General features: G+C 57.4%; 29 protein-coding genes. All 29 read left to right on the forward strand.

Annotated elements, in window-relative coordinates; translation table 11 throughout:
* Positions 1–353: 353 nt before the first annotated feature.
* The 29 genes from CFR80_RS11865 to CFR80_RS12005 all read left to right on the forward strand — a co-directional run bounded on the left by CFR80_RS11865 (position 354) and on the right by CFR80_RS12005 (position 24,500).
* Positions 354–908 carry a hypothetical protein gene (locus CFR80_RS11865; RefSeq protein ID WP_181418212.1) on the forward strand — a complete coding sequence of 185 codons (555 nt, stop codon included), beginning with the start codon at positions 354–356 and terminating at the stop codon, positions 906–908.
* A gap of 149 nt (positions 909–1,057) precedes the next feature.
* Complete coding sequence (locus tag CFR80_RS19875; protein ID WP_010515778.1) at positions 1,058–1,396, forward strand: hypothetical protein; 339 nt, start codon at positions 1,058–1,060, stop codon at positions 1,394–1,396.
* Positions 1,338–2,780, forward strand: a complete 1,443-nt coding sequence (terL, locus tag CFR80_RS11875; protein ID WP_110507410.1) for a phage terminase large subunit — start codon at positions 1,338–1,340, stop codon at positions 2,778–2,780. Before CFR80_RS19875 ends, terL begins: the two co-directional genes overlap by 59 nt.
* Positions 2,781–2,792: 12 nt before the next feature.
* A complete protein-coding gene (locus tag CFR80_RS11880) occupies positions 2,793–4,241 on the forward strand; it encodes a DUF1073 domain-containing protein (RefSeq protein WP_110507411.1) in 1,449 nt (482 codons plus the stop codon).
* Positions 4,241–4,999: a phage head morphogenesis protein gene (locus CFR80_RS11885; protein WP_110507412.1), complete on the forward strand. Its 759-nt coding sequence runs from the start codon at positions 4,241–4,243 to the stop codon at positions 4,997–4,999. Before CFR80_RS11880 ends, CFR80_RS11885 begins: the two co-directional genes overlap by 1 nt.
* A gap of 54 nt (positions 5,000–5,053) precedes the next feature.
* Complete coding sequence (locus CFR80_RS11890) at positions 5,054–6,037, forward strand: glycosyltransferase family protein (RefSeq protein WP_110507413.1); 984 nt, start codon at positions 5,054–5,056, stop codon at positions 6,035–6,037.
* Positions 6,034–7,056 (forward strand): GDP-mannose 4,6-dehydratase, encoded by a 1,023-nt coding sequence (locus tag CFR80_RS11895; RefSeq protein ID WP_110507414.1) that lies wholly within the window; start codon positions 6,034–6,036, stop codon positions 7,054–7,056. Before CFR80_RS11890 ends, CFR80_RS11895 begins: the two co-directional genes overlap by 4 nt.
* Positions 7,053–8,063 (forward strand): glycosyltransferase family 61 protein, encoded by a 1,011-nt coding sequence (locus CFR80_RS11900; RefSeq protein ID WP_181418213.1) that lies wholly within the window; start codon positions 7,053–7,055, stop codon positions 8,061–8,063. The genes CFR80_RS11895 and CFR80_RS11900 overlap by 4 nt, the downstream gene beginning before the upstream one ends.
* 16 nt (positions 8,064–8,079) lie before the next feature.
* Positions 8,080–9,663 carry a DUF2213 domain-containing protein gene (locus tag CFR80_RS11905; RefSeq protein ID WP_181418214.1) on the forward strand — a complete coding sequence of 528 codons (1,584 nt, stop codon included), beginning with the start codon at positions 8,080–8,082 and terminating at the stop codon, positions 9,661–9,663.
* Positions 9,664–9,675: 12 nt separating this feature from the next.
* Positions 9,676–10,182, forward strand: a complete 507-nt coding sequence (locus tag CFR80_RS11910; RefSeq protein WP_010515770.1) for a structural cement protein Gp24 — start codon at positions 9,676–9,678, stop codon at positions 10,180–10,182.
* Positions 10,183–10,282: 100 nt separating this feature from the next.
* Positions 10,283–11,338 (forward strand): DUF2184 domain-containing protein, encoded by a 1,056-nt coding sequence (locus CFR80_RS11915; RefSeq protein ID WP_181418215.1) that lies wholly within the window; start codon positions 10,283–10,285, stop codon positions 11,336–11,338.
* Between the two features lie 242 nt (positions 11,339–11,580).
* Positions 11,581–11,964, forward strand: a complete 384-nt coding sequence (locus tag CFR80_RS11920) for a DUF4054 domain-containing protein (RefSeq protein ID WP_010515768.1) — start codon at positions 11,581–11,583, stop codon at positions 11,962–11,964.
* A complete protein-coding gene (locus CFR80_RS11925) occupies positions 11,961–12,512 on the forward strand; it encodes a hypothetical protein (protein ID WP_110507418.1) in 552 nt (183 codons plus the stop codon). Before CFR80_RS11920 ends, CFR80_RS11925 begins: the two co-directional genes overlap by 4 nt.
* Positions 12,512–12,904 carry a hypothetical protein gene (locus tag CFR80_RS11930; protein ID WP_110507419.1) on the forward strand — a complete coding sequence of 131 codons (393 nt, stop codon included), beginning with the start codon at positions 12,512–12,514 and terminating at the stop codon, positions 12,902–12,904. Before CFR80_RS11925 ends, CFR80_RS11930 begins: the two co-directional genes overlap by 1 nt.
* Entirely contained in the window at positions 12,891–13,493 is a 603-nt protein-coding gene (locus tag CFR80_RS11935) for a phage neck terminator protein (protein WP_110507420.1), read from the forward strand. Before CFR80_RS11930 ends, CFR80_RS11935 begins: the two co-directional genes overlap by 14 nt.
* Positions 13,490–14,617: a DUF3383 family protein gene (locus tag CFR80_RS11940; RefSeq protein WP_110507421.1), complete on the forward strand. Its 1,128-nt coding sequence runs from the start codon at positions 13,490–13,492 to the stop codon at positions 14,615–14,617. Before CFR80_RS11935 ends, CFR80_RS11940 begins: the two co-directional genes overlap by 4 nt.
* Positions 14,618–14,628: 11 nt before the next feature.
* Complete coding sequence (locus CFR80_RS11945) at positions 14,629–15,081, forward strand: phage protein (RefSeq protein ID WP_010515762.1); 453 nt, start codon at positions 14,629–14,631, stop codon at positions 15,079–15,081.
* Positions 15,082–15,092: 11 nt separating this feature from the next.
* Positions 15,093–15,479, forward strand: coding sequence for a phage tail assembly chaperone (locus CFR80_RS11950; protein WP_110507422.1), 387 nt, complete (start codon positions 15,093–15,095; stop codon positions 15,477–15,479).
* 14 nt (positions 15,480–15,493) lie between these two features.
* Positions 15,494–15,673, forward strand: a complete 180-nt coding sequence (locus tag CFR80_RS11955) for a DUF6889 family protein (protein ID WP_110507423.1) — start codon at positions 15,494–15,496, stop codon at positions 15,671–15,673.
* Entirely contained in the window at positions 15,666–17,600 is a 1,935-nt protein-coding gene (locus CFR80_RS11960; RefSeq protein ID WP_110507424.1) for a phage tail tip lysozyme, read from the forward strand. The genes CFR80_RS11955 and CFR80_RS11960 overlap by 8 nt, the downstream gene beginning before the upstream one ends.
* The gene (locus CFR80_RS11965; RefSeq protein WP_110507425.1) at positions 17,597–18,211 is read left to right on the forward strand and encodes a phage baseplate protein; all 615 of its coding nucleotides are present in this window, start codon (positions 17,597–17,599) and stop codon (positions 18,209–18,211) included. Before CFR80_RS11960 ends, CFR80_RS11965 begins: the two co-directional genes overlap by 4 nt.
* A 169-nt stretch (positions 18,212–18,380) precedes the next feature.
* Positions 18,381–18,695 (forward strand): phage baseplate plug family protein, encoded by a 315-nt coding sequence (locus tag CFR80_RS11970; RefSeq protein ID WP_029329658.1) that lies wholly within the window; start codon positions 18,381–18,383, stop codon positions 18,693–18,695.
* A complete protein-coding gene (locus tag CFR80_RS11975) occupies positions 18,695–19,687 on the forward strand; it encodes a baseplate hub protein (RefSeq protein WP_110507426.1) in 993 nt (330 codons plus the stop codon). The genes CFR80_RS11970 and CFR80_RS11975 overlap by 1 nt, the downstream gene beginning before the upstream one ends.
* Entirely contained in the window at positions 19,684–20,400 is a 717-nt protein-coding gene (locus CFR80_RS11980) for a Gp138 family membrane-puncturing spike protein (RefSeq protein WP_110507427.1), read from the forward strand. The genes CFR80_RS11975 and CFR80_RS11980 overlap by 4 nt, the downstream gene beginning before the upstream one ends.
* 3 nt (positions 20,401–20,403) lie before the next feature.
* The gene (locus CFR80_RS11985) at positions 20,404–20,751 is read left to right on the forward strand and encodes a hypothetical protein (RefSeq protein ID WP_110507428.1); all 348 of its coding nucleotides are present in this window, start codon (positions 20,404–20,406) and stop codon (positions 20,749–20,751) included.
* A gap of 3 nt (positions 20,752–20,754) precedes the next feature.
* Entirely contained in the window at positions 20,755–21,954 is a 1,200-nt protein-coding gene (locus tag CFR80_RS11990) for a baseplate J/gp47 family protein (RefSeq protein WP_010515745.1), read from the forward strand.
* Positions 21,954–22,523: a DUF2612 domain-containing protein gene (locus CFR80_RS11995; protein ID WP_110507429.1), complete on the forward strand. Its 570-nt coding sequence runs from the start codon at positions 21,954–21,956 to the stop codon at positions 22,521–22,523. The genes CFR80_RS11990 and CFR80_RS11995 overlap by 1 nt, the downstream gene beginning before the upstream one ends.
* 7 nt (positions 22,524–22,530) lie before the next feature.
* Entirely contained in the window at positions 22,531–23,964 is a 1,434-nt protein-coding gene (locus CFR80_RS12000) for a hypothetical protein (RefSeq protein WP_181418216.1), read from the forward strand.
* A gap of 2 nt (positions 23,965–23,966) precedes the next feature.
* Entirely contained in the window at positions 23,967–24,500 is a 534-nt protein-coding gene (locus CFR80_RS12005; protein ID WP_110507430.1) for a hypothetical protein, read from the forward strand.
* The last annotated feature ends 115 nt before the right edge of the window (positions 24,501–24,615 follow it).

A 24,615-nucleotide genomic window follows, 5' to 3' on the forward strand; every position in this document is an offset into this window, starting at 1 on the left:
TGGGTGGTCCGTTTCCGTGTCGCGGGGTGGCCACCTTCGATGGGGCCACACCAGTGGCGCGATCTATTTTTCAGCCGGGACACCGGGTGACTGTCGGGCAGTGAAAAATGCTCGGGCGGCTATGAGGAGGTTGGAGAAGTGACTATCAAAAAAAACTTCCTACACCGTAAGAAAGCAGTCTCCGACCTAAAGGCTCTTGTCGGTGAGGCATGGAATGAGGGTATCCGTGATGCCAAAGCGCGTCGGTGTTTTCTGATCCATAGCTGGGGCCGGTGGGAGCCGTTGTCGGGTTGCGAATATCAGTGGCAGACGCGGCGTTGCTTGCGATGCGGAAAGTTCCAGGATAAGAGACGATGACACAGGGCCTCACCAAAGAAACCAAACGCATCCTCAACACAGTCGTCACGCCAGAGCGGCAGAAGCGGTCTGAATGGACAGTCCAGCAGGGTGCGCCGCGTGTGCGCTCGACAGTTCAGGCCCTGCTTAACGCGGGGGACATAGACCAGGATGCGGCCGACGCTGCTGACCGCTGGTATCGGGATTTCGTGTTCGGATACTATGGCTATGTCGAATTCGCGCCACAACATGAAATCAACACACTGACGCGTCACGATAAGGTCTCATGGATGATTGTCCGCGCACATGCAAAGGCCCGGATAACGGACATCCGCGATGCGTTGGGAATGTGTGCCCATGTCAGGTTGCGCATGATGATCGCGGAAGAAAAAACATTCTCCGATATGGGGAAGGTGCTTTACCCTGGCACCACGGATTCCGTAGGACGGAGGAAAGTCTCGGCGCAGTGTGCCTTGGTGCTTGAGCAGCTATCGGATTATCATGAACGGCAGGACAAAAAAAGGTTGCAACCTGAGTCTGCAATTCGTATGAATATAACCACAATCGAATAACTGCGTTCAGTCAGGATATTCGTAGCGCCGGGTATATCTGACGAAAGATCGAATGCATCGCCTCATAGCAGGATGGATGTTTGATTTAATCGCGCTAAAACCGGCAGAAAACAGCCATCGTTTGAAAAACAATCAAAAAAAGTTTGAATATGACGCAGAGAGGTGGAGCGAGACCCGGCGCGGGACGCAAAAGTGGGGGCGTATCAGAGGCTAAAAAAATTGGCCGTGAAGTTAGTGGTCGCGTCGCGAAAAAACTTGCAGACGCCAGCGCCACGCCTCTCGATATCATGACCCGTGTCATGCAGGGCGACATTTCGATAACTGAAATGCAGTTTGAGGCAGCGAAGGCAGCGGCCCCTTACATCCATCCGAAATTGTCCGCGATCCAGATGGATGCGAGGGTAAAGCGTTCCGTTGAAGATATGACAGATGAAGAACTTGCCGCGCTCGCTTCTAGTGAAGAAGGCGGCGGAGAAGGCGAGGTCTGAACTCAACCGCCGGTCAGCAGGGCGATCTTGTCTTCTCGGTTTCACTCAATACACCATGTCTGACTACATGGTTGGCCCGCAGCATCGGCTTTTGTGCGAACGACTTGATGCTGTTGAGCGTGGGGAAATCAAACGCCTGATGGTGTTCATGCCGCCACGGCATGGTAAGTCTGAACTGACCAGCAAGCGTTTCCCTGCGTGGTTTCTGGGGCGCAATCCGACCAAGCAGATCATCACGGCATCATATGGCGCGACGCTTGCGCAGGGCTTTGGCCGGGATGTGCGCAATATCGTGGCATCGCCAGAGTTCGGGGCATTGTTCCCGGGCGTAGGCGTTGCGTCTGATAGTGCCGCCCGTGACAACTGGCATACGAACAAGGGCGGCGTTTATACCGCCATGGGCGTGGGTGGTGGTCTGACTGGTAAGGGCGCTCATGTCGCGCTGATCGATGATCCTGTGAAAGACAGGCAGGACGCTGAAAGCCCAATCATACGCGAGGCGGCATGGGACTGGTATCGATCGGTCCTACGCACGCGCTTGATGCCAAATGGGGCTATTGTTCTTGTTCTTACTCGATGGCATCCGGATGACTTGGCCGGTCGCCTATTGGCCGAGATGGAGAATGGAACAGGCGAGGAATGGGAAGTCTTGTCCCTGCCTGCCATATGCAATTCCGACCATGACGCCCTGCATCGTGGAATTGGCGAGGCGCTTTGGCCAAAGGTGTTCCCGGTCGCGGAATTGAAGAATATCGAGAAGTCCATCGGCCCCCGTGAATGGTCGGCCTTGTATCAGCAAAATCCGACGCCGGGCGAAGGGACATTGTTCAAGGTTGCCATGATCCCTGTGGTCGCGGCTGCTCCAAAAACGGGCCAGATGGTACGGCGATGGGATTTGGCGGCAACGCGTCAGGTTGGCACGCGAGACCCCGACTGGACTGTTGGTGTCAAGCTGTTGAAGGCGGATGATGGTCGCTTCTACATTCTCGATGTCGTGCGCCTTCGTGGCGATCCGGCAGAGGTTGAGGCGGCTATTCTCAATACGGCGGCGCAGGATGGCGGGGAGGTCCGCATCATCCTGCCGCAAGACCCCGGACAGGCCGGTGTGGCGCAGGTCCAGTATCTGACACGGAAACTGTCTGGATATACGGTGGATTCAATCCGGGAGACGGGCGACAAGGCGACCAGGGCGGCTCCATTCTCGTCACAGACGAATGTGGGGAATGTCTGTCTGGTCAAGGCACCGTGGAACCGGGCGTATCTGGAAGAACTGGCAGCCTTCCCCTCTGGGGCGCACGATGACCAAGTGGACGCTTCCGCCGGGGCTTTTGACGCCCTGGCAGAGCCGGACGATGTAGAGGTGTGGGCGCGCCTCGGATATTGATTTAGGTGAACGATGGCACGCAAAAATCGCGGGAAAGGTAACGCGCCGGTCAAGCACGTCCAGACCCGCGATGGGTTTGTGAATCCGCGCACCCGAACTGGCCGTGGCATGGATAACCTTGCTTCGGCGGGGCACTATGCGTTCCGGTTCCTGACCCGCAACCGCGTCCAGCTTGAGGCGGCCTATCGTGGGTCATGGATCATTGGCAACGCGGTTGATTGCGTTGCTGAAGACATGACGCGTGCGGGCGTTGAATTGACCGGCAGTATAGACCCTCACGAAGCAAGCGAGCTTTATGCCGCGATGTCAGAGTTTGGCGTGCTGGAAAGCCTTTGCGACACCATCAAATGGGCACGCCTGTTTGGTGGGGGTATTGGGATCATCATGATTGATGGACAGGACCCGGCCACGCCGCTCGACCCGTCCACGGTTGGCAAGGGCCAGTTTCTTGGCATCTATTCGATTGACCGATGGATCGTGAACCCTGAGTATTCGGACACGATCCATAATTTCGGTCCAGCCCTCGGACAGCCGAATTATTATCAGGTCATCCCTGACGCGGATGCGTTTGGCGGCCAGTGGATTCACCATAGCCGCGTCATCCGTCTCGATGGCATCCGGCTGCCCATGTATCAGCGCCAGTATGAAAATGGCTGGGGCATGTCGGTGGTGGAGCGGATATTCGATGTCCTGACCTCGTTCGATAGCGCAACCCTTGGGGCGGCGCAGCTTGTCTACAAGGCGCATCTGCGCGTCATGAAGATCAAGGGGTATCGTCAGGTCATGGGGGGCACCAGTGAAGCCGCCCGGCGCGCCATTCAGGCACAGCTTGATAATATCCGGGCATATCAGTCCAATGAGGGTATGACTGTCATTGACAGTGAAGATGATTTTCAGGCCCTACAATATGCCTTTAGCGGGCTGAATGATGTCCTGCTGCAATTTGCCCAGCAGCTTGCCGGGGCAATGCAGATTCCAATGACGCGGTTGATGGGGCAGTCTCCCGCCGGGTTCAACACAGGCGAAAGCGATCTGCGGCAATATTACGATGGGATTGCCCAGAAGCAGGAGGGGCAGTTACGGCGCGGCATGCACACCCTGCTGGAGGTGCTGCACTATTCCATTCTGGATAAAGCGCCGCCTGAAGACTTTGGCTTCAATTTCGCGTCTCTGTGGGGGATGTCCGACATGGACAAGGCCAATGTAGGGTCAACCCGCACCAGCGCAGTGGTTTCGGCCTATGAGGCAGGGATCGTGACGGATCGGGCAGCCGCCCTTCGCGAACTGCGCAGCGGCGCAGAGGCGGACGGCATGTGGGATAGCATCACGGATGAGATGATAGAGGATGCGGAAAGCGATCCCCCGGCTCCCGATGAAAACGACCTTCCGCCGGTGCCGCAACCAGCGCCAAATGAGGCAGCGGTGCAATATGTCGAGCCTGAAGCAGAGAGGCATTCCTGATGTTGAAAAGGGTCGTCACAGCCGACGCCCTTGCTGGAAAACGGAAGCGGGAGAAGTTTGAGCCGACCAAATCCCTTGCGATCTCATATGAGAGATCGCTTCGGAAAATTGCCAAGCGCATCGGGACGCTTTCGGAGTTGCTGGACCCCGACGCCACGCAATCCCCGCAGCCGTTGATTGATGCACTTGAGCGTTATAGCCGCACGCTTGAGCCTTGGGCGGAAAGTGTGGCCCAGCGCATGCTGGAAGATGCTGACCGGGCGAACAAGCGTGACTGGCGGTCGCATGCGGCGCAGATGGGCAGGTTGCTGCGGGAGGAAATAGAACAGGCACCTACCGGCGAAACATTGCAGCTACTTCAGATGGAACAGGTGGCGCTCATTACGTCTATCCCGCGTGAAGCAGCTTTACGGGTGCAGAAACTTGCCAGGGAAAGCCTGATAACCGGATCGCGGTCAACGTCGATACGCGACGAAATCATGCGCTCTGGTGAGGTAACGGCCAGTAGGGCAACCCTGATTGCACGCACGGAAACGTCAAAGGCTTCTACCCTGCTGACGCAAGCACGCGCGCAGGCAGTCGGAAGCACAGGGTATATATGGCGATCCCATCGCGATGCCCGGACCCGCAAATCCCATAGAGGGATGAACGGGCAGTTTGTGGCGTGGGATGATCCACCAGAATTGGACGGATTGCAGGGGCATGCCGGATGCATCCCTAACTGCCGGTGTTTCGCAATGCCGGTCTTTCCGTCCTAAGCCGTTCCGCTCAACGTCGTGAGACGTGGATCGCGGGTTTTCTCGTGAGGGGACATGAAAAACCTGACCATGCTCATGCCCGCTGATCCGCGCGGGTGTGGGTTTTATCGCATCTTGCAGCCGGGGAGGGCTTTCGCAAAAAGCATAGGCAGCAAGGCAATTGAAACGTGTCATATGCCGCGTGCTGAAGAATGGGGGAGATATAAGTTCGATCTGGTTCTGACGCAGCGCCAGTTCGAGGTAAATCAATACCGGCACTGGTGCGAATACAGCGCCCGGCATCCTGATCTGCCGATCTACATGGATTTCGATGACCTGCTTTGGGCACCGCATCCGGGATCGACGTTCAATCTGAGCCGTGATCGCGTGCAGTGCATGGACCAGACTGTTCAGTTCGCTCACCACCTGGTGGCCAGCACGCAGGATATGGCAGACGCCCTGTGGGAACGCTACCGGCGCGATGCATTTGTTCTGCCAAATATGATCTCTGAGCGCGAATTCAGGCCAGTCAGGGCGCGTGAAAACGGGAAGAAGTTGCGTGTTATCTGGGCGGGCGGCAATACGCATGCGCCTGACCTGCACCAGATCATTCCCGTTGTGCAGTCAACGACGACGAAATACGAATGGGTGTTCTTCGGTTTTGTGCCAGATGCCCTCAAGGGGATCGTTAAGGTAGCGCCTGAGACTGAGATGAAGGATTACTTGCGGTCTGTGCATGCTCAAGGTGCCCATGTGGGTATAGCGCCCCTACTGGATATTCCATTCAACAGGTGCAAGTCGCACCTCAAGATACTGGAATATGGTGCGCTTGGTCTCCCGACGATTGCGACGGACATCGCGCCTTACAAAGACAGCCCCGGCATCCTGATTAAAAAGCCCCGCGTTTCAGACTGGCTGCGTGCGCTTTCGGTCATGGAAGATGAAAATACCCGGATGGAAATTGCGGATAAATGTCAGGAATATTCTCGATCATATTGCATTGAGAGGCCGGAAAATATTTCCATCATACAGCAGGCCTATGGACATAAAGCAGCATGACTGAAGTTTTGATTACGGGCGCAGGTGGCGCAATCGGCATCCATATGCTGGCAACCGTCTTGCAGCAGACGAACTGGAATGTGGTTGCGACGGACAGCTTCCGCCACAAGGGGGACTTTGACCGCATCACCACGCTGCTTTTGGGGCTTGGTTATGACGCCCGAAACCGTGTCCATATTCTGCCCCATGACCTGTCAGTGCCGTTTTCGAGGCGGCAGGTGGATCGGCTTCACCATGTTGATTACATCATCAACCTTGCCAGTCTGTCAGACGTTGAGGACAGCATTCAGGAACCTGTGCCGTTCATCATGAACAACACGGCCTTGGTGCTCAACATGCTGGAACTGGCGCGCCAATGCACAGGGCTTGGCGCATTCGTCCAGTTCTCGACCGATGAAGTGTATGGCCCGGACGTTGCCGATGGGGACGGTCATCCTGAATGGGATACCATCCTTCCCAGCAACCCCTATGCGGCAAGCAAGGCGGCGCAGGAGGCAATCGCCATCAGCTACTGGCGATCCTATGGCGTGCCGATTGTCATCACCAATACGATGAACAATTTCGGTGAGATGCAGGGGGCTGATAAATACCCGGTCAAGGTGCAGAAGGCTGTGGCAGATGGCAGGACGGTTGAAGTCCACACGTCCTGTGATGGTCAGATCGGATCGCGGCATTACATCCATTCAGCCAACGCAGCGGATGCTGTGCTGTTTATCCTGCGCCGGGGTGACGCTTACCGGCATCAGTCAGGCCAGATTGATCGTCCGGACCGATACAATATCGTAGGCGACGCGCGGCTGGACAATCTGGAAATGGCACAGAAGATTGCCGAACTCATGGGGAAGCCCCTGACTGTCAGGCACGTCAACTTCCATGCAGACCGTCCGGGCCATGACCTGCATTATGGGCTTGATGGAAGCAAGATGAAGGCAGCCGGATGGAAGCCGCCGGAATCCTTCGATGCGTCTATGGCGAGAACCATTGCATGGCAGAAGGCCAATAAGGAGTGGATTTCTTGAGCCTGAAGCCATCCACCGCCTTTTGGGGCGAGCGCAATATCATCGACCGCCCCCCGCGCATTATCGAGGTGGAGGGCGCTGTATTCGACCCCCATCCGGACAGCGAGATACACGCTGCGATATACCGGCCAGACCGGCATCTTGTTCTTGAGAGCGCGCACACGCGGGGGCCGGGCACATTGCTTACGCCTGAGCGAGTAAAGCCCCGCAAGGGGACAGCAACCAAGGCAGACGCGCTGACCTACATCTATCCGGGGTATGTGAATAAGCATTATGGCCATTTCCTGCTGTCCACGTTTTCAAGGCTATGGAGCCAGAACCTGATCGACACGGGTTTGCCGATCATATGGCATGCCGACATGACGATTGATCTGGCGTTCAGGCTGCCGTGGTTCCGCGACATCATGGGCGCGCTCAGGATCGACCGTAAGCGATTTGTGGCCTTCCCGAAGCCCACGAAGCTGGGAAAGGTCATCATCCCGTGCCCAGCCTTTATTGAACAGAAAGTATGCTTTCTGGAATATGCGGCGCTCGGAAAGCGGATTGGTGATGCTTTGTGCGGGTCCGTTATCCGGCGTAGCAAGCCGGTGTATCTGAGCAAGGCCAAGGTTAATGGGGGCGTTCGGACAATCTCCAACGAGGTTGCGCTTGAGACTGCCTTGACGCGCCGGGGATTTGATATTGTCCACCCGGAGCAGATGTCCATGGGGCAGCAGATTGCGCTTTGGCGATCTGGGGTGCCGATTGTCAGCTTCACGGGATCGGCACTCCATACGGCCCTGTTTTCTCCCGGCGCTGATGTTCTGCACGTGGACTATGACCAGTTCACCAATACGAGTTTCTGGCTCATCAATGCGGCGAATGGCACCCGCGCCGATTATGTCCACTTCACGGACGGATCGGTGCCCCGCATTGGCGAGAACGAAAGATGGTCGTGCATCCATGAGTTGAAGAACCCGGAACGCACGGCAGATGTCATTGCCGCGCGAGTTAATGCCCGGCCATAATCGGAGCGGAATTATCGTGTCCAACAAGCGTCTTTCAACCGTTGATCTGGCTCCGGCGCGGGCACCGGACATTTATACCGTGCAGCGGATTGGCGACACGCGGGAACTGCTCCCGGATGGCTCGCTTCTGTGCCGTGATGTGCCGATAGCGAACCTTGGCACCATGCACTATGATCCGTCCGAACTGCCGCTTGATCCAGCGGGGGATGGCGTGATCTATGTGCATCGGGATGCGGGCGATCTGTTCAGTCCAGAGACGATTTCTTCGTTCGAGGATGCGCCGGTCACGCTGCGTCATCCACCAGATTTCGTCAGTCCGCAGAATTACCAGACTTATGCACGCGGTTCCCTGCGCAACGTCAGGCAGGGCACGGGTAGCATGAGTGACCATCTTCTGGGCGATCTCGTCGTGCGCGACCAGCAGGCGATTGACGCCATCCAGAAGCGCGGTATCCGCGAAGTTTCCCCCGGCTATGATGCCGATTATGAGCCGATAGAGGGGCAGGCCGGACACTACCGGCAGAACAACATTATCGGTAACCATCTCGCCATTGTTGAGCGGGGCCGGGGCGGACGTACTGTTCGTGTCGGAGACAATGAAGGGCCTGTTATGGCATTCAAGAAAAAGACATGGGGGCAGCGACTTCTTACGGCGCTTTCCACCAATGACGCGGATGGCGTGGAAGAAGCGATCCGCGACGGCGCATCGGAAGCGCCCGACAATGGGGCCACTGTGGTGATGGATCGTGCGCGCGGTAGTGACGAAGACACGGGAACGCGCGTTGAACCCCGCCTTCTCGGAAAGGATGACGACACCGAACGGGCTGTCGATTTCCACACCCAGCTCATGAAGACGCTTGGCGGCATCGACGCGAGGCTGTCCGATCTGGAAAAGAAGGTATCGGGCGATACTACTCCCGCCACTTCGACAGCGGACCGTCGCACGCGCGATACGGACGTGGATGGCATGGTTTCGCGCATGCGGGAGGAAGGCATGTCGGATGAGGCCATCCGCGAATGTCTGGCAATGTGTGGCCTGCTTGGCACGGAGGATGCTGACCCGGAAGCGCGCCGGGAGGAGGCTGTTCGCACCGGTGAGGCCGATGTGCGGCGCGAAGAAGGCCGCGATGAAGAGGCGGATTCCCTGCGCGAGATGGAAGCAGAGGCCAAGGATATCAGCGAACCCAACCGTGCGCCTGTTGGCGATGCGGCGTTCCAGGCTGTCTCGCGCAACGCACGGACCATTGCTGAAATGCTGGCTCCCGGCATCAGGGTTCAGGCGATGGACGCCACCGGGTCCAACGTCAGCAAGCGTAATGCGATCATCAACCTGCGCCGCCGCGCGCTGGATGCCGCCCTGTCCGATCCCAAGAAGGCATCCGCCGTTCGTGCCGTTATCGGCAACCGCCCGGTCCGGTCGATGACCTCTGACGCTCTGAGCGTGGCCTTTCAGGCCGCCGGTGCTGCCGTCAAGAATCTGAACCGGCAGGCTTATGGTCTGGGCCGCATGCCCGCGCGAGACCAGAAGGAAGGTGGTCCGGTCACCCCGGCAGAAATCAATCGTCGCAATCGCGAGCGCTACAAGCAGCCCGCCAACTAAGGAGCACCGAAAATGGTTGCTTACAAGTTCCGTATGGATACCGGCTATGCCGGAAACCTCTCCCGTGAACCGGCTCCGGGGGACATTACCCCGGAGAACCTTGACCCCACGGCGGACTGGGCAAGCTACGGCTTTGGCATGCCCTACAAATACACGTCCGCAGGGCTTGCCACCCCGCTGGTCGGGTCCGAAACAGCATCCGAGATTATGGGCCTTCTGGTGCGCTCGTATCCCGGTCGGGCTGTCAGCTACACTGGTGATTCAGCCTACCCGCAGATCGGCGCGAATGGCACCGATGGTGCCCGCCGTGGCTATATGACGGTCATGCTGCATGGCAGCGCAACCCCGGTAAAGGGTGGCGCTGTGTATGTGCGTGTCGCCAATGCAGGCACCGGCGAAGTGATCGGCGGCATTGAAGGCGCTGCCGATGGTGATGACACCATTGTCCTGCCCGCAGGCCGCTTTGAAGGCAACGCGGGCAGTGATGGCCTGGTGGAAATCTCCTTCAACCTTCAGTGACATGAGGGCTTCGGCCCCACCGAATTTCGTGAAAAGTCGCTTGGGTAGCGACCTTGGCCCACAGAGATGTGCGCCCGGCCCTCAGATGGAACCCCCACATATGCTTATCAATTCCCCTAAGGATGGCGCATTCACTGCGCTGTCCACCCCGTCGATCATCCGCGCCCGTGCCATGGACAGTGCATTCACCATGGATGCCGCCACCATGGACAGCGTTGGTACGTTCTTCATCGAAGAACTTGAGCGCCTCGACCCGACCCTGCATGAACCACTGGTCATGGTGTCGTGGGGTCGTGACATCGACCTGCGCGAAGACGTGGGTGTGTCGGATGACCTGTCCAGCTTCACCCGTTCGGCCTTTGGCTCGACCGGCGGCATCAATCCTGCTGGCAAGAACTGGATCAGTGCGGAAACGACCGCGATCCCGGCAGCGCAGGTTGACATCGACAAGATCGCCCAGCCGCTGCGTGAGTGGGGATCGACCGTCCAGTACACCTATCGCGAACTGGAAAAGGGCATGCGCCTTGGGCGTCCCATTGATGCCCAGAAGCTCGCCGCGATGCACATGAAGCATCAGATGGACATCGATGAGATGGTCTACATCGGTGAGCCTGCCTTCCAGAACACCTACGGGATGCTGAACAACCCAGCTACCACCGTCAGCACGGCATCTGCTGCCGGGTCGGGTGGCGGCACGTCGTTCGCATCGAAGCTGGTCATGACGAATGGCGCAGAACTGGTCCAGAACGATATCCTTGAGTTCCAGGCGAATGTGTGGGCGGCTTCCGGCTGGAAGATGATTCCCTCCCACATCCTGATGCCGCCTGACCAGTATGCCCTGCTGAACCGGACAGTGTCTTCGGCGGGCACGCAGTCCATTCTGGAATACATCCGCGTCAACAACACCTATACCCAGTCCACCGGGGAGCGTCTGGAAATCCAGCCGGTCAAGTGGTGCATCGGGCGCGGGACGAATGGTGCGGATCGCATGTTCGCCTACACCAAGGATATCAACATGATCCGCTATCCTCTGGTTCCGCTTCAGAAGACGCCGATCACCTATCAGGACATGTGGCTGCGCACGACCTACTGGTCGCTGCTGGGTCAGGTGGAGTTTGTCTATCCTGAAACGACCGGTGCGATGGACGGGATCTGACCCCATGCCCGAAATCCTTGTTCTTCACCCGTTCACCCTTCGCGGTCCGGATGGTCGGCGTCGGGATTTCGGGCCGGGCTGGCATGCCGTCACAGACAGGGAGGCTGCGCTGCCAATGGTGGCGCAGCGGTCCTTGCGAAAAAAGATCAGAAGCGCACCTCAGACCGATGTGCGGCGGGAGGCCATCCCCGCAGAACCTGTGCCCCTTCCAAAGCGCCGTGGCCGAAAACCAAAGGGCTACTATGAACGCCAGTGATTTCCTGACGCTGTTCCCGGAGTTTTCGGACACGACGCGCTACCCCACGGCAACCATCACGATGTGGCTTACCGTGGCGGCGCAGTTTGTTGACCAGAGACGGTGGGGCGACAGTTACAATCTGGGTCTGGCCCTGTTTGTCGGGCATGAACTGGTGCTTGGACGAGAGGCGGCAATCGCTGCTGCCGCCGGTTCCGTTCCGGGGGTTACGACCGGCGTGGTGGCATCCAAGTCGGTCGGGCCGCTATCAAAGTCCTATGATACCAGCATCAGCAAATATGACGATGCCGGGTTCTGGAACCTGTCCAGCTATGGGCAGCGCTACTGGTATTTCATGGGCCTGTTTGGAACGGGAGGGCACCAGTTTTGAAAAAGCCCGGCGTCACCCTGACCAAAGACGCGCTTCCCGGATTGCAGGCGCGGATTAAGGCATTGGCCACGAAGCGCGTTATGGTGGGTATCCCCGCCGAGAATGCGCAGCGTGACGATGGCAGTGGTGCGAGCAATGCTCTCATTGGCTATGTGCAGGAATATGGATGCCCGGAAAAGAACATCCCCCCGCGACCGTTTCTGGTGCCCGGTGTCGCATCCATACGCGATGATGCCGTCAAAGTGCTACGCAAGGTTGGCGTTGACTCCCTGGAGGGGAATGCGGCTGCCGCCAATAACGGCCTGAATGAAATCGGGCTAAGGGCCGAGGCTGCTGTAAAAAACAAGATGGATGAAGGCCCATTCACGCCATTGGCCGATGCAACGGTTGAAGCGCGTGCCCGCAGGGGCAGGCCGGGGGCAGCGGAAGAACTGGCCAACAGGAAAGACGGGCAACCTGCTGGAACCGATCTGGCGCAGCCTTTGATCGACACCGGCAATCTGCAACAGCACATCACGTATGTGATCCGCACAGTGAAGGCACCGTAATGCCGTTACTCGATGTATCCGACAACCTGCTTGACCCGGATTTTATCCAGACGCTTACCGTCACGCGCCCAACGCAGACGGTAGACAGCCAGGGCATGACCCAGATCGCGGAAACCTCGCAGTCGTTCTATGGTGCGCCCGTGCCCCTTACATCACAGGAACTGATCCGTAACCCGAACGCCGAGCTTCTGGCGGGGGGAATCCGGGTTTATACGCGCTTCGTTCTTGATTCAGGCAGTCCCGATACATCCGCTGACATCGTGACGTTCGGCGGTAAGAGATACACTGTTGTCTCTGTCGATGACTGGTCCAATTTCGGTGCCGGGTATGTGGCGGCGGACTGCGCCGTCATCTCCATACAGGACAAGGTAGACGCCGGTGACAGCGAATGATTCATCCACGGGCGGATATCTTGTCCCGAGCGGGTATGAGGATGCTGGGCAGGACATTGACCTTGACCTGGTATTCCAGCCTGCAGTTGCGGCTCTTACCGGGATCGACCCAACGCTTGTCCGACCGCGATGGCAGCGTCTCCCTCCAAAGCAGCCGGAACCGCACATAGACTGGTGCGCCCTTTCCGTTACGGACATTGCAGCGGATACGAATGCCATCACGACATTCTCCGAGGCATTATCAGGTGGCGTTGAGCGCCATGAGACCCTGACTGTCCTGTGTTCGTTTTACGGCCCCAATTCTGCTCTGAGGGCATCGGACCTGCGGGATGGCTTGATGCTGTCCCAAAACCGATCTGCGCTACTGGCAGCGGGTATTGCCTTCAAGCGTGCCGATACGATCAGGCGCATACCGGAACTGACCAACCGGCGGTTCATTAACCGCGCTGATATCTCACTTACATTCAGGCGGCATTCCCGGCGCACCTACCCCATCCTTTCTGTCCTGTCATCTTCCGGGTCAATCATGGCCGATGGCGGCGGCGGGAATATCACCACTGAACCATTCGATACGGAAAACGGACAATGAGCACGACAGGGCTATCAGTTAATAATGTCGTTGATGTCACGGTAACGCTACAGGCAACCGGGTCGTCAACAAGGAACTTCGGCGCGTTGCTGCTGCTTGGCACTACGGCTGGCGTATTCTCTGACACGGAGAACCTGCGCGCCTATACCGGGCTGGATGATGTTGGCGAAGATTTCGGAACAACTGATCCGGAATACATTGCAGCAGACCTGTTCTTCTCGCAGTCTCCCCAGCCGTCCACGCTGTATATTGGCGAAGTGCGAGACGGGGAAGATATTCCTACAGCAGTGAGTCGTCTGGAAGATTACTCCGCAGACTGGTATGGCCTGGCTCTAGCCACGACAAGTAGCATTGCAGCAAGCACGATCACCGATGTCGCGGAGATGGTCGAGGGTTTCAGCGTCTCGCGTTCGTTCTGGTTTACCAGCCAGGACGCAGCCGCATACGATGCGTCCAGCACGACTGACCTGCCCTATCTGCTCTCCAAGGCAGGATACACCCGCACCATCGTTCAGTATTCGTCCAGCAGCCCATATGCCGCTGTGTCCATGTTCGGGCGCATCGCAACCGTCGATTACAGCGCGGACAATACGACGCTCACCTTGAAGTTCAAGACTGAACCGGACATCACGGCAGAGACCCTAACACAGACGCAAGCAAACGCGCTGGATGCCAAGGACTGCAATTACTACGTCAATTACCAGAACGGCGATGCCATCATCCAGCAGGGTGTGACGGCAAGCGGCGAATGGATTGATACCCTGATCGGGCTGGACGCTTTCCAGAATGCCTTGCAGGTGGCGGGCTGGAATGCCCTGTATACCAGCACGACCAAGATACCTCAGACGGACTCCGGCATGAACATCCTGTTGGGTGTCTATGAAACGGTCTGTGCGCAGTTCGTGGATAATGGCCTGTTTGCGCCCGGAACATGGACCGGACCTGACATCGGCTCCCTTCTTGAAGGCGGCACGCTGACCAAGGGTTATTATGCCTACATGGAGCCGGTGGCGAACCAGTCATCCAGTGACCGCGCCGCGCGGCAGGCGGTTCCCTGCCAGATCGCCTGCAAGCTGGCAGGGGCCGTGCATTCGTCCTCTGTTGCCGTAACCGTCGTGAACTAAGGAGCGTTCCAATGGCTATTGTTTTCGGGACGTATTCGTTCCAGGACGTTACGGCGTCCATCGTGGGATCCGGTCTGGCCGTTTCTTTGGGATCGGACGCGGGCGCGGCAGAGGAGGGCATCTCCATTGAGATGGAGGCCGACAAGACCAATCTCGCGGTTGGCGCTGATGGCTCCTACATGCACTCCCTGCATGCGGCCAATGCGGGAACGATCACCGTTCGTCTGCTGAAGAACAGCCCGCAAAACGCCCTGCTTTCGGCAGCCTATAACGCACAGCGCCTGTCGTCCGCGCTGTGGGGCAAGAACGTGATCGTGGTCAGGCAGAATGTCAGCGGGGATACGCTGACCGCAGCAGGCGCTGCTTTCCTGCGCTGGCCCAATATTGAATACGCGAACGATGGCGGCGTAGTCACATGGGCTTTCCGTTGCGGCATCATTGATGGCGTACTTGGCACCTACTGAGGAAACTGGCGATGAACGAAATCGAAGTTGCCGACCGGAAATATCTGGTCGGCAAAATGCCCGTCATGAAGCAGCTTCATGTCGCCCGTCGCATGGCTCCACTCATGGCGGCCATGGCGAACGAGGGCGACGTTGCTGCCAAGATTGCGGAAGCCGTATCCGGGCTGAACGATGCCGATACGGATTATATCGTCGATGCCTGCCTTGGCGTCGTGCGCTATGTGGACCCGAACAGCGGTGGCACATCCTTCCCGGTCATGCCGCGCCCCGGCGTGCTGGCGTATGACTTTGTTGACCTGCCAACGGTCATGTCCCTTGTGCGGGCGGTCATCGCGGAAAACCTTGGAAATTTTATTCCTACCGCTCCGCCCGCTTCGAGCGCACCGGAAGCGGTCTAAGGTTCGAGCCGGTCATGCTGCCAGATGGGCTTGATTTTCTCATGCGGCCCATACTTGCCCAGATGTGCCGCATGGAAAGCCTGCATGACCACACCCTGTCGCTGGCTGATTTTGCTCTGATGAATGATGCCCTTGACGCGCGTGCCGAAAATGAGGTGCGCGCGCACCGCGCTGCGGAGATAAATAATGTCTGATGCCAACGTCCTGCAGGAGTTTCTCGTCTCCCTTGGTTGGGACGTTGACCAGCGCGGCGGGGACCGCTTCCGTGACCAGCTAAAAAGCATCAAGATCGGGGCGATTACGGTCACGGCTGCGCTCACCGGACTGGTAGCCGCCGTAGCCAAGACGGCCCAGACCTATGAGCAGATGCATTATGCATCGCAGCGGGCGCAGTCATCCGTCACGAACATGAATGCCTTCGGGTTCGCCGTGGGGCAGTTGGGCGGTAATGCCCAGACCGCCAAGCAGTCTTTGCAGGAACTTGGCAACCGGGTCCGCAATCTGCCCGGCATGGAAAACAGCATACAGCGGTTCGGGGTGCAGACGCGCGATGCCAACGGGCATATGCGCGATATGGCCGATATCGTCACGGATATGGGCCAGAAGTTCCGTGACGATCCCATTCAGGGCCACGCGCTGGCATGGGCGCAGGCATTTGGCCTTAGCCAGACAGACATGCAGGCGCTTGAGCGTGCGCCTGACCTGTTGCGTAAATACGAACAGGAATACCGTCGCATCTATTCCTCCATCGGCCTGAATCAGGATCAAGCCGGGGAACAGAGTGCGCAGTTCATGCAGGATATTCGCGTGACCTGGCAGATCGTGGAAGCGATTGGCCAGAAGGTCATGATCGACCTGCAAAAAGCGTTCGGTGGAAATATCCACGATCTGAACAATTACCTGATGCAGCACGGCCCCGAGATTGCCGCCGCCATCGAGCAGGGCGTGCAGGAGGTCGTGGCTTTTGTCCAGTGGCTTATCAAGGCTGGGAAGGCCATCAATTCCGGCGTTGAGAACACGGTCGGGTGGAAGGTTGTTCTTGAGGGCATAGCCACGTTCATGGCGACCCGGTGGGTTGCTGGGGTCGTAACGCCCATCCTGATGATGGTCCGGGCGCTGGGTGGGGGAAGTCTGGCTGCTGCGGCCCTGCGGACGGCGTTGATGAAGATAGGGGAGCCAGCCGCCGCTGCCGCCAAGGCGTTGGGTGGCGTCGAGGCAGCGGGGGCCGCTGCCGGAGGTGCTGAAGCAGCGGGCGGGGCGGCAACGGCAGCTGAAGGCGGAGCAGAAATGTTCGGACCTCCTACCGCCGCTGAATCCCGTGCTCAGGCTGCATGGAATGCGTCACGGATCGCGCCAGCCGCCGAGGGTGCCGAAGCAGCGGGCGGGGCGGCTTTCGGTGCGCCCATGGCTGTTGTCGGGGGCGCTGCTGCATTTGCTGGATATGAGGGATATAAGGCATGGGGCGACGTGCACGACGCAATCCGTGCCGTGCATAAGCGGCATGCTGTGAGCGATTCCACCGCAGCCCGTGAGAAGCAGGCGTTTCAATTCTTTATCGGCAAGGGATTTTCACCACAGGCAGCCGCCGGGATTGTGGGCAATCTTGAGCAGGAAAGCGGGCTTGATCCAGAAGCGCGGGGGGATGGCGGTCGCGCGGGTGGGGTTGCCCAATGGCATCAGGACCGTGCCCGTGCGATCTATCAGCAATTCGGCATTGACGTATATCATGCCAATTTGTCACAGCAGCTTGAGGCCATCTTTGATGAGATGCAAATGGGGTCGGACCCGCAGGCAAGACAGGCGGGGCGAGACCTTTATCGAACCAATGACGCCGCCATGGCCACCCACATATTCCGTGCTGGATATGAGCGCCCGCTAAACAAGTTCGGGGACGAAGACCAGAAGCGGTGGCAGCTTGCATCGGATGCGATGAGCCGGAACCCACAACTGTTCAATGCGGCTAATGGAGGAGGGGCGGCCAGCCAGAGCGTGAGCGTCAATAATCACGTTACGATCAACGGCGCGCAGTCCCCTCAGGCCGTAGGGAAGGCGGTGTCTGATTACATCAGCAACCGCACGACCAGCGCCATTACTCGAAACCTGATGAACAAAACCGCATGACCACCACCGCAACAGAAATCGCGTCCCTGCTGTTTACGAGCAACGGTCATATCGTGGCGGCAACAGGAACCACGACCACGCCCGATATCGTGGCGCGTGAAGGGCACCGGGACGCGCTGACCATAACCCAGCACCCGGTTGAGACCGGCGCATCCATCACGGACCATGCGTTCAAAATGCCCGCTGAGGTGCGGTTGGAATACGGGTTTTCCAACAGCAGCATTCAGGCGCTGGGGTCGGATTTTGACAGCTTTTCCCTGACTGATCTGGTTGACGGGAACCTTGGGGAAGGGTTTGTCAAGGAAATCTATGCCCAGCTTCTGGCGCTACAGTCCGCCCGGACCCTGTGCCAGGTCGTGACCAGCAAGCGGCTTTATAAAAACATGCTGATCGCGAGCATCGAGACGGAGACTACGGCGGAAACAGCCTATGCGATGCATGTTTCAGTCACCTGTCAGGAAGTGATTATCGCCAGCACGGTGACATCCTCAATATCATCATCCGATCAGTCCGACGCATCTTCCACGGCGGCCACCGTGAATAGCGGCCAGCAGCAGCTATCCGAGGTTAGCAACCAGACATCGGTGGCGGCACAGGATCCTAGTTCGTAGGGTTATGATACCGGGCTGCGAGATCAATCGCGCGCCAGCGATAGCCAAGGAAATCGCCTGACGTGTCTGGCAGTTCTGCTTGTATCCGGACTCGCTATACGCTACTAATTGACTATCGTCACAAAAATTGCGGGCCGTCCTTCGGGGCGGCCTTTTTGTTTGGCTGGCCATGACAACCTATTACGAAGTGCCATTGTCGGGTGAGGCCCAGACCTTCACCGCGTCCATGAATGGCGTCTCCTACACCTTCACCTTCCGGTATCTGAACTGCACGCAGGGTGGATGGGTAATGGACCTGGCGGATTCCAGTGGCAATCAGATCGTGGGCGGCATACCGCTTGTGACCGGGACTGACCTGTTGGGGCAGTATGGCTATCTGGGCTTCGGGTGCCGCATGTTCGTCAGCACGGATGGCGACTGGGATGCGGTCCCGACTTATGACAATCTGGGAACGACTTCCCACCTGTATGTGGCGATTGACTGATGGCAACGCAATTCATCCGCGCGTGCAGTCTGGTTGTCGGGGATAGCCTGGGAAACACGATTGACCTGTCTTCCCTGCGTGTGCGCTTCAGCATCACACAGGGCACAGTCAACACGCCCAAAACCGCAATGATCCGCATATGGAATGTGAGCAAGAATACGGCTGCCATCATCCATACGCAGTTTAACAAAACCGTGTCCCTGTCGGCAGGATATGAAAGCAAGTCGGGACTGATCTTTCAGGGAGATGCCCGCCAAATCGTTTTTGGCCGGGAGAGTCCCACGGACACGTATCTGGATATTCAGGCGCAGTCCAATGGCAATGCATTTGCTGATGCGACCATCAATAAGGTTATCGCGGCGGGCTGGACGCATCAGGGTATAGCCCAGCAGCAGGCGCAGGAGATGGCGGCATACAATATCTCTCTTGGGGCTTTCCCAGAGGTGGAGGGATCGGGCGCGCGTCCAAAGATCATGTATGGCATGGTGAATGACCATTGCCGGACAACGGCAAAAAGCGTTTCCGGGGTGCATTACACGAACGATGACGGGACGCTCAATTTTGTCCAGCCAGCCAAGATGGCGGCCAACAGTTCATCATCCGGCGTGATTGAGTTGACCCCCTCGACCGGCCTGATCGACATCCCGATCCAGACGCCAAACGGCATTCAGGCTACCTGCCTGCTGAACCCGAATATCAAGATGGATTCCATCGTGCATATCCGGGCCGCCAATTCCGATGGCACCAGCAGGATACAGCAGGCGTCTGTGGGTCTGTCCACCAGTGACATCAACAACGGCGACCAGACGACGGACGATTCAGCGTCCAACCTGTCAACCGTCAATGGCATCAACCCCACCGGAAAATACCGGGTCATTTATGTGGCCTATGAAGGCGATACGCGGGACAACCCTTGGTATACGACCATTGTTGGTCTGTCGATTGATCCCACACACACGAATGTTGCCGCATCTTCCACGGGTTACACATGATGACTGACAGCCTTAACATCCGTGAGCGCTATACAGACCATCTGGAGGACATGAACCTTCTGGCTGATGGCTTGCAGTCGCGCATCTGGACCATGCTTCCGGGCATCATACAGTCTGTCACGATCAACAATGGCAGTCCATATGCTGCGGTGCAGCCCGCTGCCAAGGGTCGCACCATCGCATCGGATGGCACATCGACATTCGTTGACTTGCCCCTACTGCCTCATTGTCCGATCTGGTTCCCGCGCGGCGGCGGTTGCTCCCTGACCTTCCCGGTTGCGGAGGGTGACGAATGCATGCTGCTGTTCTCGTCCCGATCCATTGATGAATGGTGGCAGAACGGGACCGCCCAGCCTGCCTACGACCTTCGCCAGCATGACCTGTCCGATGCGGTTGCCGTTGTAGGCCTGACAAGTGAGGCTAAGCCGATTTCGTCAGGCAGCATCAGCACGGACAGCGTCCAGCTTCGTGCCGATGACGGCAAAACCGTCATTGACCTGAACCCGACAACGCAGGCCGTAACCGTGACCGTGCCTGGCGGCCTGACCGTGAACGGGCCTGTCAAGTTTTCCAGCACATTTGAAGTCGATGGCGCGGTTACAGCCAAGTCTTCGATCACGGCAGATGGTGATGTGAAGGCTGGTAGCATTTCCCTCGAAAGCCATACGCATCCTGTCACAGATGCGCCCGGAACCACTGGCGAGCCGGAGTAGATCATGCGCGTAAGAAAGCAGGATAGCAGCGGCGATATGGTGTTCGGTCATGGCAGTGCGGATTATTACTACAATACCCCCGCCGGTGTCGGGCAATTAGTCCTGACACGCCTGAAGCTATGGCTGGGGGAATGGTTTCTCGACACATCCGATGGCACGCCGTGGACCACGAAGGTTCTGGGGAACAGAACAACCTCGACTTATGATGCCGTGATCCGGGCACGCATCCTTGGCACGCCGGGCGTATCATCCATCAGCAGTTATTCAAGCACGCTGAACAATCGAAAACTGACCATATCCGCCACGATCCAGACCGAATATGGCACCACCACCGTTACCACGGGCAGTTAAGCTATGGCATCAGTTTCTTCCGTATCCGATCTGGCCTGTTCGGTAAGTGCATCCGGTATCACGGCCCCTGATTATTCCTCCATCCTGACATGGCTCAAGGATGCGTTCTGGGGGATTTACGGGTCGGATGTGTCGCTGGATAATTCCACACAGGACGGCCAGTGGCTGGGCATCATTGCGCAGGCGATCAACGCATCCAACAACGCCATGATCGCGACGTTCAACTCGTTCTCCCCCTCGACAGCACAGGGAACTGGCCTGTCATCGGTGGTGAAGATCAATGGTATCGCCCGTGAGACTGCATCCTATTCAACCTGCGATGTAATCGTGTCCGGCACCGTTGGTCGCACGATTTCAGGCGGCAGTGTGAAAGACAGCACGTATGGTTATGTATGGGATTTGCCGTCCAGCGTGACGATACCGGACGGCGGCCAGATTACGGTAACGGCTACGTGCGAGACGGAAGGCGCTATCACGGTAGCAGCGGGAACGTTGACTACGATCAACACGCCAACACGGGGATGGACCAGCGTTACGAACACAACGGCCTCATCGCCCGGCGTTGCAATCGAAACCGACGCGGCACTCAGGAAGCGCCAGGCATCCAGCACGATGACGCCATCCTATTCGATCATGGATGGGCTGATTGGCTCTATCGAGGAACTGACGGGGGTGTCTGCTGCGACCGGATACGAGAATGACACGGACGCCACGGACAGCAACGGCATACCGGCAGGCTATATCGCCATAGTAGTCGAAGGAGGGGATGCTTCCGATATCGCAACCGTCATCGCAAACAAGAAGTCCATGGGCGTGGGGACCGTTGGCAATACGTCGGAACTGGTGACAGACAGTTCAGGCACCCAGCGCACAATCAATTTCTATAGGCCTGATGACGGCACGATTACGGTCGAGATCGGACTGACCGCTCTGACCGGATATACCGATGCAATCGGTACCCTTATTTCTGAGGCTGTGGCAGATTATATTTCTGGTCTGCCCATCGGTAGCACTATCTATACGACAAGACTCTACAAACCTGCCACGTTGGATAGTGATGACGGTGGGGATACATACGACATAACGTCCATTACCTTGGCGGTTAATGGCGGCGCGCTGTCCACTGCGAACATAGAACTTGGGTTTTACGAAATGCCGCTATGCACAAGTGATGATGTAACGATTGTGGCGAGTGCTGACTGATGGCTGAACTGTCCGATTTCACAGAACTGATTACCAGCGAGCATGCCGGAGCGACCAAATTCGTCGCCACAATCGAGGCATCCGTGCAGGCATTTGTCGATCAGATCAATGTGGCTGAAAGCGCCTATAGCTACTATGATCTGGATAATGCCGTAGGCACGCAGCTTGACGCCGTAGGGCTATGGGTCGGAGCGTCCCGCCTGATTAAACTGCCGGTAAATGTCTATTTCTCATTTGATGAGGATGGCGTCGGATTTGACCAAGGCATCTGGTGGGAAGTAGGGGATGCACTCAATGTCGTCACGTCCCTTGATGATGACTTATACAGGTTGTTTATACGCGCTAAAATCCTGTGCAATATGTGGGACGGAACCCTTCCAGCGGCCATAGAAATTATTGAGATAATAACCGATGGCACAGGCGTTGCCATCTCTGTCGTGGAGGGGGAGCGATCAGTTTCTTTTACCATCACCGGCAATGTTTCAACGGTCATAAAATCCATAATCCAAGAGGGATACCTCCCCCTGAATCCGGCGGGGATATCCGTTTCCTATAGTTTCGTATCGTGAGATGCCAATGGCTACCAGTTCCTTTTCTGCCTTCGCCTCTGGCGGCAGCGCTAATGTTGTAACAGATACTGAATACCAGTCCCTGATTGGATCGGAAGGCGCTCTTGTATCTGGGTTTGTCTCAGGATTGGCGTATTCTTCCTATGTCAATAAGGTTTTGCGACAGACCAGTGTCTTTTCTGCTGTTCTCGGGAAGATAATTGCCGACAATGGGCAGGACTGCACGGATAGCGATACCGTAGACGATCTGGAAACGTGGCTTCTTGCCGCTATCCGCTCAGGCTATGAACCGCTTCTTGGCTTCACCCCCGTGCAGCAGGGCGGCGGCACCAACCAGACCACCGACAAGGTCAATCTGGGGCAGGATTCAACGTATGAGGGCCTGCTGCGAGTGTCGATTGATGACGTTGATCATGGCACGCTGCTGTCCGGCACGTATCTGGCCACCATCACGGGTACGACCGGCGACCTGCCGGGCATGGGGCTGTGGTTCCAGAATGCGACTCAGCTCCCGGCGTTCACCTACCAGGACTCCACGGGCACGCCCAAAATTATCGACCTTGCGATGAACAGCGACGTCCAGACATTGCAGTCAGATCTCTCCGCGTTCCAGACTACCCAGACCACTACCAACGCCACGCTGTCTGCCGACATCAGCGACTGTGTGTCGGGCGTCTATGGGGCGGCCACGTCAGCCGGGGACACGCAGGGCAAGAGTCTATATCAGGCTGGAGGGAGTGGTCGTCCTACCTTCGTCTACAACAACGGCACCACTGATGTTTATAGTGCGATTGCTTACTACTCCGACGTGACAACCGTTCAGGCCAACCTGACATCGTTCCAGACTACCCAGACAGACCAGAACAGCACATTTGCCACAGAGATTGCAGCCAAGGTCAGCACCAACACCACGAATGACGGTACCAATTCACCCATTACCTATCTGGGCCATAATAATGCGTCCGGTGCGCCTTTCGTTATCAGTTCCCTGGCGGGTTCGTACCGGATCATCCCCTCGCGTCCGGGGGCTGGATTTAACTCCATTTCCAACATGAGCACGGACAGCTCCGGGAATGTTATTCTTGCTGACAGTTCGGGTGCGTCTTACGCATACGCCCCCACAACCACCGGAACCATAGCAGCAAGCGGCATCATTTCAGGCGGCTGGTGGGTAAAAACGGGCAACATCCTGCGCCAATCGGTTTCGGTCACAACAACTGCAGATTATCAGACGATTGATTTCCCAATCGCATTTTCGGAACAGCCAATAATTACATTCGGGTGCGCTGATGCTTCAAACGGGCTTTCCGTTATCGCAAACATCAAAGATGGCTCGCTGTCGAGCACGGGGTTTATTTTACATACATCGTGGATTGATGGCGGAACAGAAGGCGACCAGACATCCGTTACTCTAAATTTCACTGCTGAAGGGCCAGTATAGAAATGACAACACAGAACTACATCCTCTACCGCACCGCTGCCTTCATGTACCAGCCGGGCTATGCCTATACGCAGGGCGAGACGCCTTCTGTCCCGGCAGCACAGGTTTCGTCCCCGGTTGGCACGGTTATCGGAACCCAGCAGATGTCCAGCCTGACTGGCGTAACCGCACCAGACGGGTTCGCCTACGCGCTGGACGCCGCTGGGAAATACTCGGCGGGCAGTATCTATACACCGTCCACGGAATATACGCTGTCCGGTAACTCCACGGCGACGGCGGGGACGCCCCTGACACTGACCCTGACGCCGGATAATGACGGGCCGGGCGCGGATACGACGGTCACGCTATCCGACGGGAACGCAGGCGGAACGTTCTCGGCTGATACCGTGACATTCAGCGGCTGCACGAACACAGCCCAGACAGTGACCTATACGCCCAAGGCGGCAGGGACTGTCACGATCAGCGCCACGAACACCGATGGCCTGACCAATCCCGCCAGCCTGACCGTTACGGTGGCGGCTGCCACCACGTCCTGACCGGCCCCATAATACACGCCTGCCCGACCGCCCTGTGAGGCGGTTTTTTTATGAGAAGATGAATGATTGATGAACCGACGCCGGATGTTCTGGCGCGATTGGATGAACATGATGT

The sequence above is a fragment of the Komagataeibacter oboediens genome (assembly GCF_003207815.1).
Classification (GTDB): Bacteria; Pseudomonadota; Alphaproteobacteria; order Acetobacterales; family Acetobacteraceae; genus Komagataeibacter; species Komagataeibacter oboediens.